This is a genomic window from Vibrio vulnificus NBRC 15645 = ATCC 27562 (assembly GCF_002224265.1).
GTDB lineage: Bacteria > Pseudomonadota > Gammaproteobacteria > Enterobacterales > Vibrionaceae > Vibrio > Vibrio vulnificus.
The window spans coordinates 1269170-1281899 of sequence record NZ_CP012882.1 but is presented as its reverse complement, the minus strand read 5'-3'; the positions used below and the strand labels follow the sequence as shown (position 1 = coordinate 1281899).

Below are 12730 nucleotides of genomic sequence, written 5' to 3'. Positions count from 1 at the left end.
ATTTGTTTTTTAATCAGAGAGTTACTTATCTCTGCGAGCGTTACATAGCTCAATCGCGTTTTTCAATAGCTCTAGTGCACTCTTGTCGCACTCAGGCAAGACAGCATCACTTTCACTGATTGCCTCGACGCGTTGGCCCCATTTCACTAAGCCAGCACCCCACGTCAAACCCGCACCAAATGCTGCTAACAAAATGTTGTCACCCGCTTTGATGTAACCTTGTTCTACCGCTTCACACAATGCGATAGGCACAGTGGCCGCAGAGGTGTTGCCATATTTCTGAATGTTCACAAACGCTTTGCTTTGATCAATACCAGAAAGGTCACACAAGGTTTGAATAATACGGATGTTCGCTTGGTGTGGGATCACCACATTAATGTCATCTTTGCTCATCCCTGCGTGTGCAAGAACATGAGCCGCTGCGCTTCCCATGCCTTTTACCGCACGTTTGAAGATTTCCTTACCGACAAAGTTGAAATCCCAGTAACCGTTGTCTGCAGCAAAACGATCCATAGAAGTACCAAACTTAGGCACAGAAAGAATGTCACGGCCTTGTGCATCACAACCAATTTTGGCGTTTTGCAAGCCAACCGCTTCTTCAGTGCGAGACAGCACCACGGCACCAGCACCATCGCCAAACAATACCGCGGTATCGCGCATTGCCCAGTCAATGTAAAACGACAGTCTTTCTGCACCAATAATCAATGCATGACGGTATGCGCCAGATTGGATTAAACGCGTGCCTGTTTCCAAACCGTACACGAAGCCTGTACATGCCGCGTTAAGATCAAACGCCGCGGCCGCTTCAATTTCAAGGTTCTTTTGCACCATTGATGCAATGTTAGGGATCAGAGAATCTGGCGAGCAAGTCGCAACAATAATTAAATCGATATCTTGAGCCGTAATGCCTGCACGCGCTAACGCCTGTTTTGCTGCTACGGTGGCTAAGTCAGAAGTATTTACATGACTGATACGGCGATTTTCAATACCAGTACGAGTTCGGATCCACTCGTCCGACGTATCAAGGAAGGTACTCAGATCGTCATTTGACAAGACAGCTGGTGGCAAACATTTCCCCCAACCGGTAATTTCCGCGTAATAATTTGTCATCTTAGACCTATTTATTGTTGTTTTGGAATTTAATAACCTGACATCAGGTCATGTGGTATCGGCAAGTATACGCTTTATCGAAGGAGCTGGTAAGTCCAGTTTTGATTCCCTCATTGAACTTGGCACTTGTCACCCATATATATACCTAAACAACTTGCTGTGGCCAGTCAGTGGCAAAAATGGCGCTATGTGCATGGTGAAACGCCTTGCTCTGAAACGAGCCATAGCGACCAATACTGCCTTCACTTCAAGTCAGCAGGATATAAAAAGTTAAATCAGTAAAGGAAGTAAAGTATGTCCACCTTTCATTCACGTTGCCCATCATGTGGTGGTATGAACCGTTTACCCGTCGAGCGTGTATCAGATAACCCGAACTGTGGTAAATGCAAAGCCGATCTCCTCGACGGCGCGCCTATCGAAGGGACCAACGACAATTTCACCCATTTGCTTCAAAGCGATCAACCTGTCGTGGTCGATTTCTGGGCACCTTGGTGCAATCCTTGTGTGGGTTTCGCTCCTGTTTTCCAAGATGTCGCTGCAGAGCGCAAAGGCAAAGTCCGTTTCATTAAGATCAACACCGAAATCGAACCACAACTCGCAGCACAATTCCAAATTCGCAGCATTCCAACCGTGATGGTTTTTAAAAACGGTCAACGTGTGGATGTGATTAACGGTGCCCTCCCTAAAAGCCAGTTCGACCAATGGCTAAATCAAGCGTTAATTAAGTAATCGCAATGCCAGGCGAGCGCTGTTTTCGTCTGGCATGCATTCAAGCTGTCGATATTTTCAACCTAAACATCCAGCCAGTACATCAATAAAATTTCACATCCCTGACGACAAATATCTCTGATTTTACATGTCTGTTTTTTAGTCGCATAGTCGCGCCACTTTCATTAACAATCATGTGAAATTTGGAGATGACAACGCGTGAACCAACACAGTGACAAATCATTCGGTATTGCTATACCAATCATTGCTTTAACGCTCTACTCTATTGCGTCTGGGTATTTGATGAGTTTGATCCCACTGGTCACGAGTGAATATCAGCTTCCTGTTTCATTAGCCAGTTGGCTCGCTAGTGCGTTTTACGCTGGCCTATTATTAGGTTCTGTGTTTTTTGAGCCTTTGGTTCAACGCATCGGCCACAAGTTTGCCTTTGTGAGCTGCCTAGTTATCTTTATTGCCACGATCGTTGTTTTGCCTTTCTTTGCTTCTAGCCCTGTTTGGCTGGCGGCCCGCTTTATCGCAGGCATTGCCGTAGCGGGTATCTTCGTTGTCGTGGAATCATGGCTGCTCGATGGTGACGAGCGCTCGCGTGCCAAACGCTTGAGCTTTTATATGATCTCTCTCTACGGTGGTACGGCGTTTGGGCAAATCGGTATCACCTTCCTTGGTACCCAAGGTTTACTGCCTTTTGCTACTGTTTGCGTGACATTGTCACTGGCCGTCATTACGTTGATCTGTTTTAGAACCACTCAACCAAATAGCGCCGAGTCGGAAAGCCTGTCGTTTAAACAGATCATCAACCTTAACCATGCTGCGGTGATTGGTTGTATTGTTTCCGGCCTCACTTTGGGCGCTATTTACGGTTTGATGCCGCTAGAGCTGGCAAATCGTCATATCTCTCATAGCGAGATCGGCAGCCTAATGGCGCTGGTTATCCTCGGGGGAATGGTGGTTCAACCTACGGTGACATTACTCAGCAAGTGGACGGGTAAAACGCTGCTGATGGCGTTTTATTGCTTAGTGGGTGTCTTTGCCATCGGTATGACTTTGCTTACCAACTCAACGATTGTCCTCGCGGTGTCACTGTTTATTTTGGGCATGGCGGTGTTTGCTTTGTATCCTGTTGCGATTACGCTTGGCTGCCAACAGTTGGACAACAAGTTCATTGTTTCCGCCACTCAAGTGATGCTGTTCAGTTACAGCGTTGGTTCAGTGGTTGGCCCTGCTCTGGCGGGTAGATTCATGACTCAGCCTCATGGCTTGCTTGGCTACCTTTTTGCCATTCTAGTGCCCACAACGATCTACATGCTGTTTGCCGCACTGAAAACACGCAAAGTGGTGTCTCTCGGCGAATAACGCGTTTACTGCTGATTTTTACGAAAGTGAGTTGGCGATATACCAAAGTATTTCTTAAACCTGTGGGTGAAGTTGTAAGGGTCTTTATATCCCAAACGATGAGAAATCATGGTTATCGTCCACTCTTTGTAACGTAAGAGATCGGCTGCCTTTTCCATTCTCAGTTGTATAAGCCGCGTGCGCGGAGAAACACCAAATAATTGCTTAGTCAGGCGATTAAACTGCTCCTCGCTGATAAAACAGCGTGACGCCATATCCGCAACGCTCCATGGCAAATGCAGCTGACTCTCCACCTCATTGAATAATGTTTGCACTCGTGAGAGAGAGGTTGAAATCGTAGGTTCAATGACCAGCAACATCCGTGCAGCTTCACTAACCAACATTCTGCGATAGCTCGGCCTTCCACCTATCTCGCCGTACAACAAACACATTAACGACCAGATTAACTCCGTTTCATGAAAACTGACCACCGTTTGTCCCATACGCTCTATGTGTTGCCACTTTTCCGTTGGTTTAGGTAGCAGCCAAATCATATCCCAATGGCCTAAACGGGGGTTCATTTCAAAACGAAACGGTGTATGGGCAGGCAGAATCGTTAAGCTGTAAGGGGCGATTTCCCACACTCGATCTTTGGTGATCAGCACGCCGCCCCCTTTCAAGGTAAAAAGCAAGGTATGCACGCCAACGCCATAACGCTCAACGTAGTAGCCATCTCTTAGCTCTGCGATACCCGCCATAAAAATCTCGGCGCTTTGCCATTCAGGAATTTCGGTCTGTGTCAGAAAGCGCTCTTTGCATCGATCGGCCAGATAAACCTCATCAATCCACTCTTGCTTGGGCAAATAGCCATCAATGACGGATTCGCACAGGTTTTGTGATTTTTCAAACATGTTAACTCCTCAGCAATCCCGATATATTCCCACCGCAACAGAGGAGAGAAAATGAACGCACTTCACTCAGAGACAAATAATCCAAAAACCTTACCAGAAGGTCTATTGAAAACCATTACCAAGCTGGGTTTCCCCGTTGCCATTCAAAGTGCATTGGTGGCTATCTTGGCTTTAGCCGATGTGCTTATGGTAAGCGACTTTGGTAAAGAAGCAACTGCCGCTGTGGGAATTGCCTCAAAATGGCACTTTATCGCCATCATGATTATGGCGGGTTTAGCGTCAGCCAATGGCACGCTAGTGGCTCAGTATTGGGGCAAAGATGATGCACGAAGTGCAAAAGCGGTGTCTCTCATTGCGCTAAACTTTGGCTTAAAAGTCCTGATCCCGGTGACACTGCTGATCACATTAGGTTCGCAGTTCATTATGATGCTGCAAACCAATGACCAAACTGTTATTGGTCTTGGATCCGTGTATCTGTGGTATGCGTTCCCAGTGCTGTTGTTAACCCACATCGTGATTGTGATTGAATCAAGCATGCGCTCATCCGGCGACACCGTCACCCCACTTATCATCGGTTCATTGACTATTGTGGTTAACATTGCGTTGAACTATTGGTTGATTAAGGGTGGGTTTGGTGTACCCGCGATGGGCGTAGCAGGTGCAGCATTGGCGACCTCGATTTCACGTGCAATCCAAGTCTTTTTGATGCTGACTTTGATGAAATCAAAGCAACATTGGTTGTTAACAACCGAAGCCTCCTCGGAAAGACCTTCTTTATGGCTTTCCTATCGACGATTAGCCCTTCCTGTCACGTTAGGCGCAGTGTTGTGGGGCATTGGTACCATGGCCTACCAAATTATCTTTGGCCACATGGGAACGACTGAACTGGCCGTGTTTAGCATGTTAGGGCCGTTTGAATCTCTTTGCTATGCGATTTTCTTCGGATTGTCCGTTGCCTGCTCTGTGCTGATTGGCCAATCCTTAGGGCGAAATGAGTTCGAACGCGCTCAAGCCATGGCGGCGTACTTTATCAAAGTGGTGTTTATTGTTGGTTTATCCGTTGGTGCGTTCATGCTGTTAAATCGCGAATGGATTCTTGCTGGCCTCAATTTGAATACTGAGGAGTTACGCCCACTTGCTGCACCGGCTGTAATTGTCCTCTGCTGCGGCATTTGGATTCGTATGCTGAACATGACCATCATCAACGGCATCATCCGCGCGGGCGGCGACAACGTCTTCTGTTTGAGAATGGACTTTATCGCCATGTGGATGACAGGTATTCCCCTATGCGCTTTTGCTGCGTTCATCGCAGGCATGGAGTTTAAAGTGGTTTACTCACTGATGTTAGCGGAAGAAGTGGTCAAGCTGGCGCTTTGTTATCGTCGCTACACACAGAAATTCTGGATCAAGAACCTGACTGTGGTGACGACTTGCTAGCCAACCGTTTATGTCGATTTGAACTCTCCGGTGCCGGCTTCTCTGGCACCGCCTTTTTTTCATGCAGTAAGTGCCTCAGGGCCAGTATGGGGTGAACGAGTAACATACGTGGGCCTGCGTAACGCATCACCAAACGCATCTGTTCTTTTTGCGCTTTCTTATAACAGTGAATGGGACACTTATTGCAGGTTGGCTTATTTTCAGCATAGGGGCATCTATCCAAGCGCACCTCAGCGTACTCCATCAACGCGTGGCATTCATCGCACAGCCCTTCGCTTTGGTGATGATCTTTGCAATAAATCTTGATCATCGCAGAGACTGTTTTAAATTCTGTCGCCAGTGCGCCCATCAGCATGTTTGAAGTCATCGTACTTCCAATTCTTATCAATAACATTGTTAATTTTAGGTCTATCCGAGAATTGTTTTCATTTATCTAAATCAAACTCGCTTGTACTTTTCAGCACAAATGATTATTCTCTGCCACCTTTAACGGGGGCAAACATGAACCGCAAAAAGAAAATCAATCAAATCTTAAAATCTAAGCAGAAAAAGCAAAACGCCAAACTGCACAAAAGCAACAAGCCTCGCTATATTTCCAAAGCAGAGCGCGCCAAGCTAGACGAGAGCGAAAAGTTAGACGCAATGGAAAATAGCGCTGATGCAGAGAACTCAGCCGAGGCTGAAACGCTTAACGCAACAGAATAGCAAAACCGCTCAAATTGAGCGGTTTTTCTTTCGTTCTCTTTTTCGTTCGTCCTTTCATTTCTGAGTAACTTTGAACAGGTTTACACCTTAAAGTAACGCAGTTGGTCATTTAAAATTTCAGCTGCGGCGGCCATCGACTGGCTTTCTTGAGCAAGCAACTGAGATGATTGCATCACTTCATTGGCAGCTAAGTGAATACTGGTGACATTTTCCGTCATTTCATTCGCGACCAAGCCTTGTTGCTCAGAGGCTGCTGCAATTTGCGCCACCATATCATTGGATTTCACCAACTCTTCAACCATTAGAGACAACTGCTTTTGTGTTTCAATCGTAATTGTCACACTTTGCTCAACTTTGCTGTTACTGCGCTCCATTGCTTTGACAGTGCGTGCGGTACGTTCGGTCAACTGATCGATGGTTTGCTGTACTTCCGTGGTGGATTGCTGAGTCCGTGAAGCTAAGTTACGCACTTCATCCGCCACCACTGCAAACCCGCGCCCTTGCTCACCAGCACGCGCCGCTTCAATCGCTGCGTTGAGCGCGAGCAAATTTGTCTGCTCAGAGACCTCACGAATTACGCTAACAACGGCACTGATCTCTTGTACGCCAAGTTTCAGCTCCGTCACCAGTTGATCGGCGGCAGAAATTTCCTGAGAGACGTGCGAGATCGTCTCTGCCGTTTTGCTCATCGATTCCCCACTCTGTTCTGCATGCGTCGTCACCACACCCGTCGTATGCGCGGTGTTTTCCGCGTTGTTGGCGACATCAGATATCGTGGTGCTCATCTCTGTCATCGCCGCGGAAAGCAGTTCCAACTGAGCATGCTGACTGCCGACACTGGTTGCCGCTTCTTCACTTGCCTGAGCAATATTTTGTGCCATCGACGCCGATTGTGCGGAAGCTTCATGAGCGGCGATTAAGGTGTACTGCAGTTTCTCCAGCATTCGATCGATTTCATTACTCATCACACCAAGTTCGTCTTTGCGTTTTGCATTCAAACGAACACGAAGATCGCCATCAGCAATTTTATTGGTGTTCTCAATCAATCGATTAAGAGGCAGGACGATGTTGGAAGAAATTACATACCCCATCGCGAGTAGAACAGCCGCCATCAACCCCGCCACCAGTGCCGCCTTAGCCATTTGTAGGTAAAACGCTTCGTGAATATCGGCAACCAAAATGCCCGAGCCAATGATCCAGTTCCATTCAGGCACCAGCGTGACATAAGAGATTTTTTCTTTTAGCTCACCTTGAGGACTTTTCCATTGATAGTCGAGAAAACCTCGCCCTTGCGTGGATGTGACGCTTGCCATCTCTCGCCAATGAAATTTACCCGCGCCATCTTTAAAATCCCGTGCACTCTTCCCATTGAGTTCTGGCTTAACAGGATGCACAACAACCTGAAGTTGCGGCGTGGTGATCCAAAAATAATTATCGCCATCGTAGCGCAACTGATTCACCGCCTCTTTCGCTTGCGCCTGCGCTTCATCCAAACCAATTTCTTTGGATAAAGTGCGATAATGCTCTATCAGACTCGCTACCGTTTCAACTTGAGCACTGAGTTTGCTTTCCCGTTCAGCGAGGGATGTTTTTCGCTGTTCATTGAGGTTATAGAGTGAAGTGACCGCGATTAACAACGCCGCGAGTAAGACAAGCGATAGAAGTTTGTACTTAACAGACAAATTACTTAATTTCATTTAAGCATCCATTTTTATAAATAAAGCCAACTGAGTCATGTTTTTCTGAAACGCTGATTTTTACCTGTTTAATTGAATAGACAAAGGATGCATATCACGATTTTAACCACATGTTATCTATGGGTTTCATAAAGTCAGTTTCAATCACGTTCTTATGCAAATTAGTAATCAAAACCGTTAGCTTTAATGGCAATTTGGAGCACAAATCACTAAACAAAAAGAAAAATACGGGCCACATGTTACAATAAGTAAACACGCAACTCAGTGATTGTATAAAACATCGCGCGAACACAAATTCACCATTGTTAACTCTATCTGTTTAATCTCTCAATTATCCATTAACAGCTTCCTTACCTGACCTTTACGAACGCCCGATTTTCCGTGAGTTAACACCGAGAAATTGCATTCCAAATTTGCATAAAAGTGTTATGTGAACCGCGTTTACTATTTTTTTTGTATAACGCGCGAGAATGACATCACCAATATTTCGTTAAGGATAAACAATATGTTGTATTTGGAATTCCTGTTCCTTTTGCTGATGCTATACATCGGCTCTCGATACGGCGGTATCGGTCTCGGGGTCGTTTCCGGCATCGGTTTGGTGATTGAAGTTTTTGTTTTCAAAATGCCTCCAACGTCCCCGCCTGTCACGGTAATGCTGATCATTTTGGCGGTCGTGACCTGTGCGTCTATTTTGGAAGCGGCGGGCGGCTTGAAGTACATGCTGCAAGTGGCTGAAAGAATGCTGCGCAAAAACCCGAAACGCGTTACCCTCATTGCCCCTTTTGTCACCTACACCATGACATTCATGTTGGGTACTGGCCACGCGGTTTACTCAATCATGCCAATCATCGGTGACGTTGCACTGAAAAATGGTATTCGACCTGAGCGCCCGATGGCAGCCGCATCCGTTGCATCACAAATCGCGATTACGGCCTCGCCAATCTCAGCGGCTGTGGTTTACTACCTTGCACAGCTTTCTGATATCAATCATGAGATTACGCTCCTTTCTATTCTGCTTGTGACTGTGCCAGCAACACTGTTTGGTACTTTGTTGATGTCACTCTACAGCATGAAACGCGGCAAGGAGTTGGAAGATGATCCTGAATATCAAGCACGTTTGAAAGATCCTGTTTGGCGCGAGAAGATCCTCAACACCACCGCGACGTCGTTGGATGAACATCTACCTGCAGCAGCACGTAACTCGGTTCTACTGTTCATTTTGTCGATTTTGACCATTGTGGTTATCGCGATGATTCCTGAAGTTCGTATCATCGGCGAAGGCACGAAACCCATCAGCATGGCCGTGGTCATTCAAATGATGATGCTCTGTTTCGGCGGTATCATTTTGTTGGCAACCAAGACTGACCCGCGCAGCGTGCCAAATGGCGTTGTATTCAAATCGGGCATGGTTGCGGCAATTGCCATCTTCGGTATTGCCTGGATGTCTGACACCTACTTCCAATACGCGATGCCGCAATTCAAATCTGGCATTGTGGAGATGGTAAACAACTACCCATGGACATTCGCACTGGCGCTGTTCATTGTATCGGTCGTGGTGAACTCTCAAGCCGCTGTAGCGCGCATGATGCTTCCTGTCGGTCTTGGTCTGGGTTTGGAACCAGCCTTGCTGGTTGGCTTAATGCCTGCCCTATACGGCTACTTCTTTATTCCAAACTACCCGTCAGATATCGCGACTGTGAACTTTGATAACACGGGCACCACCAAAATTGGTAAGTGGTATTTCAACCACTCCTTTATGTCGGTTGGTTTGATTGGCGTGATTGGCGCGTGCTGTTTAGGCTATCTGCTAGGACAGATGATCATCGGTTAACCACCGTGTTGTAACCTATAACCCATAACGACAAAGAGCGGATATCAAGCCTGAAATGATACCGCTCTTTTTTTATTTCAGCTAAACAGTGAGACGTCAGCTAGGAACGTGAATCGGCGCTTTTGTCGGCGACCGCATTAGTTTGTTGAGTAAGATGCTCGCTTTCGCTTACGTGCTCTCTCTTCGCCTTATCGAGTTTAGATTCAGTGCTTTTCAGTTTGTGACTCAAAAACTTCAACCAAGTTTGCGTCTGCTTTGTGGAACGTAAAGCATCCGCTTTTTTTGCTTGAGCGTACGCCTGATCAACTCTTTCGAGTCGATAGAGCGCATTTATCTTTAGCAACTGCGCGTCGAACTGACGCTTTGGATTGTCCATTTCAGCCAAAGAAATCAGCACTTGTTGATAGCGCTGCAGCTGATTTTCCAATAGCGCCACTTCCCACTGGTACTGACTCTCTTGTTTTGCTAGCCGTTGCCAAAATTTGAGCGCTTGCTGCCACTCTTTTGCCGCTTGCCAATACTGGGCTTGCAACTTAATGAGCTTAGGATCTTGTTGTGAGTTCTCGATTCTGGCCAAGGTTTGTGCTGCTTTTTGATAGATACCTTGCGCTGCATACAAATAGGCCAATGATTTCGTTTCCGCCTCGTTGAGTTCAAGCCCTTGTAACTCGATGAGTGTCAGCATATCGAGCGCGGATTTCTCCTGCCCTAGGTTTAAGTAAGCGTTGTAGGCTTGTAGCCACCAGTTTTTATTCGACGGCTCAAGAGCGATGAGCTGCTTGGCCAACGGAATCACGGACTTCCATTGCTCTAACTGAACATGAGCGGCAAGCGCTAGCGAGAGAATCGTTGTATCTGGTTTGTTCTCAACCCGCTGAAACCCTTTTGTCGCAGCAATGGTCTCACGCCAGTTTTCAACACTGTATTGAGCTTGCGCGAGATAACGCCAAATTTCCGCAGCACTCTCGTTTTCAGGCACCTGTTTGAGCAGTTTGTTGAGCTGAGGAATCGCCTTTTTATAATCACCTTGCGTCAGATAGAGTTGCGTCAACATGCGTCGCGTGACCCACTCTTCTTCAAACGTGAATAATTCGAACGATAGCGCTTTCTCTAACGAAGCAATCGAACGCGTGAATTGCTCCGCTTGCCAATAGTAGATCCCCAACAATTTTGACAGCGCTGCGACATCATCCGGTCGAGAGACCTCTGCACTATTGAGCTTAGCGATGGCATCCGCGAGCGCATCATTGTCTGCAAGCTGTTGTGCATTTTGCATCACGCGAGCGGTGTACTGGCTGACATTGGTACCAGAGGCCGCCAGAGCAGCGGGTTGCCATAACCATTGGGTGAGCAGTAATGTCAGTATCCGTTTTTTCATCACTGTGCCATCTTAAATTCTATCTTAGTGGTATAGCCGTAAATGGTTTGAGCTTGTCCATCCACAATCTGTGGCTGGTAGCGCCAACGCTTAATTGCATCCATCGCATTTCTCTCAAAAAAACGCGCAGGCTGCGCTTCCACCACTTCTATGTTTTTGGTTCGCCCTGTTTCATCAATATCAAATTTGAGTATGACATAGCCTTCAATACGGCGTTTTTTCGCCTTAGCCGGATACACCGCCTCTACCCGACTCAATGGCATCAACTGTTTGGTGGTATTGGTGGCATTTTGCGTCGGTGCACTGACCGTCGCAGGGATAGAAACGGCCAAACCACTAACATTAAAGCGCATGTCAATATTAGGCGTCGCAACTTGTGTCGACGTCACTTGCATCGGCGTTTGCGCCATTTTCGGTGTTTCCGGTTGTGGCGGCTCAGGGATCTCGGGCGGCGGCGGTACACTACGCTGCCGTCTCGTGACTTCGGTATCCTGCTCTACCATCACCATGTTGAAACTCAGTGACGGCGTCTGATCAATCGCTTGCTTTTTGCCGCTATTAACGAGCAACGCCATGGCGGAAAACAAGGCAAAGACCAGCGCTAACGCCACGGGAAATGCGATCGCAAGACGCATCATTACGATTTCTCCGCCGCTAACGCGATGTTTTTCACCCCAGCCGCTTTGGCTGCGTCCATCACTTTCACGACGACGCCATTGTAGGCGTATTCATCCGCTTGAATCACTAGAGAAGCGTCAGGCTGTTCGAGCAACAGGCGCTCAATGCTCGCTTGTACGCGCTCGACGTCCACCATACGTTTATCGATATAGATATCGTTGGCGGCGGTGATCGCAACGAAAATACCCGCATCTTTCTGCGCCGAAACATTAGACGCTTGAGGGCGATTCACTTCAACACCAGACTCACGCACAAATGAACTCGTGACAATAAAGAAAATCAGCATGATAAACACAATATCGAGCATTGAAGTTAGGTCAATTTGTGCTTCGTCGCTTTTACTTTGACGTCTGCCTAATCTCATGCGTCACTCCTCAAAGACTGCTCTAGTTTCACTTCTCGGTTTTGGCACAGTTTTACCAAGCGAGCGTGAACAAACATACCTACTAACGCTGCCACCATGCCCGCCATCGTTGGCAAGGTGGCCAATGAAATACCAGAAGCCATGAGCTTCGGGTTGCTGCTGCCTTGTGTGGCCATCACATCAAACACGGAGATCATGCCTGTCACGGTGCCAAGTAAGCCAAGCATCGGGCAAATGGCCACCAATACTTTGATAAAGGCCAAGTGTTTGAATAACTGTTGATGCGCATCATCTAACCAGGCTTCTCTTTGCGAACGCGCAAACCATGAAAGGTGATCGTGCCGCATTTGCCATTTTTGCAATGTTTCTGCACGTAAACGAGGGTACGCACAGTAGATAAACAGCAATTTTTCGATGGTCAGCAGCCAAAAGATCACCGCGACCGCCGCTAACCACCAGAGCACTTCTCCGCCTTGTTGCATAAAGGAATAGAGCGCATTCCACCACGAGGATGAAGTCAGTAGCTCTGGCCAAATATCGGAATGAAGGTCCATA

The 12730-nt window shown here is 47.2% G+C and carries 13 protein-coding genes; 5 read left to right on the top strand and 8 right to left on the bottom strand.

Going from position 1 to position 12730, the window contains the following annotated elements:
• Positions 1–21 precede the first annotated feature (21 nt).
• Complete coding sequence (locus tag AOT11_RS21230) at positions 22–1110, bottom strand: ketoacyl-ACP synthase III (RefSeq protein ID WP_017422800.1); 1089 nt, start codon at positions 1108–1110, stop codon at positions 22–24.
• A gap of 294 nt (positions 1111–1404) precedes the next feature.
• On the opposite strand from AOT11_RS21230, the gene trxC reads away from it, so the two are divergent.
• On the top strand, positions 1405–1839 hold the full coding sequence (gene trxC / locus AOT11_RS21225; protein ID WP_017422799.1) for a thioredoxin TrxC: 435 nt from the start codon (positions 1405–1407) through the stop codon (positions 1837–1839).
• A 198-nt stretch (positions 1840–2037) separates the two neighbouring features.
• Entirely contained in the window at positions 2038–3192 is a 1155-nt protein-coding gene (locus AOT11_RS21220) for an MFS transporter (protein WP_017422798.1), read from the top strand.
• Positions 3193–3197: 5 nt separating this feature from the next.
• On the opposite strand, the gene AOT11_RS21215 is transcribed toward AOT11_RS21220, so the two are convergent.
• Positions 3198–4082, bottom strand: coding sequence for a helix-turn-helix transcriptional regulator (locus AOT11_RS21215; RefSeq protein WP_026050834.1), 885 nt, complete (start codon positions 4080–4082; stop codon positions 3198–3200).
• Between the two features lie 51 nt (positions 4083–4133).
• Between AOT11_RS21215 and AOT11_RS21210 the strand changes: the two genes are divergently transcribed.
• Positions 4134–5519 (top strand): MATE family efflux transporter, encoded by a 1386-nt coding sequence (locus tag AOT11_RS21210; RefSeq protein ID WP_017422797.1) that lies wholly within the window; start codon positions 4134–4136, stop codon positions 5517–5519.
• Here the strand turns inward: AOT11_RS21210 and AOT11_RS21205 are convergent.
• A complete protein-coding gene (locus AOT11_RS21205; protein WP_017422796.1) occupies positions 5488–5913 on the bottom strand; it encodes a nitrous oxide-stimulated promoter family protein in 426 nt (141 codons plus the stop codon). The two genes, AOT11_RS21210 and AOT11_RS21205, sit on opposite strands and share 32 nt — an antisense overlap.
• 107 nt (positions 5914–6020) lie before the next feature.
• Between AOT11_RS21205 and AOT11_RS21200 the strand changes: the two genes are divergently transcribed.
• Positions 6021–6224, top strand: a complete 204-nt coding sequence (locus AOT11_RS21200; protein WP_017422795.1) for a DUF2986 domain-containing protein — start codon at positions 6021–6023, stop codon at positions 6222–6224.
• Positions 6225–6304: 80 nt separating this feature from the next.
• Here the strand turns inward: AOT11_RS21200 and AOT11_RS21195 are convergent, their stop codons facing one another.
• Complete coding sequence (locus AOT11_RS21195; RefSeq protein WP_017422794.1) at positions 6305–7921, bottom strand: methyl-accepting chemotaxis protein; 1617 nt, start codon at positions 7919–7921, stop codon at positions 6305–6307.
• A gap of 505 nt (positions 7922–8426) precedes the next feature.
• On the opposite strand from AOT11_RS21195, the gene AOT11_RS21190 reads away from it, so the two are divergent.
• Positions 8427–9755, top strand: coding sequence for an anaerobic C4-dicarboxylate transporter (locus AOT11_RS21190; protein WP_026050833.1), 1329 nt, complete (start codon positions 8427–8429; stop codon positions 9753–9755).
• Between the two features lie 100 nt (positions 9756–9855).
• On the opposite strand, the gene AOT11_RS21185 is transcribed toward AOT11_RS21190, so the two are convergent.
• The 4 genes from AOT11_RS21185 to AOT11_RS21170 are packed head-to-tail and all read right to left on the bottom strand — an operon-like array spanning position 9856 to position 12729.
• Positions 9856–11133 (bottom strand): tetratricopeptide repeat protein, encoded by a 1278-nt coding sequence (locus AOT11_RS21185; protein ID WP_017422792.1) that lies wholly within the window; start codon positions 11131–11133, stop codon positions 9856–9858.
• Positions 11133–11771 carry an energy transducer TonB gene (locus AOT11_RS21180; RefSeq protein WP_017422791.1) on the bottom strand — a complete coding sequence of 213 codons (639 nt, stop codon included), beginning with the start codon at positions 11769–11771 and terminating at the stop codon, positions 11133–11135. The genes AOT11_RS21185 and AOT11_RS21180 overlap by 1 nt, the downstream gene beginning before the upstream one ends.
• Positions 11771–12175, bottom strand: a complete 405-nt coding sequence (locus tag AOT11_RS21175) for an ExbD/TolR family protein (protein ID WP_017422790.1) — start codon at positions 12173–12175, stop codon at positions 11771–11773. Before AOT11_RS21175 ends, AOT11_RS21180 begins: the two co-directional genes overlap by 1 nt.
• The gene (locus tag AOT11_RS21170) at positions 12172–12729 is read right to left on the bottom strand and encodes a MotA/TolQ/ExbB proton channel family protein (RefSeq protein WP_026050832.1); all 558 of its coding nucleotides are present in this window, start codon (positions 12727–12729) and stop codon (positions 12172–12174) included. The genes AOT11_RS21175 and AOT11_RS21170 overlap by 4 nt, the downstream gene beginning before the upstream one ends.
• Position 12730 lies beyond the last annotated feature (1 nt).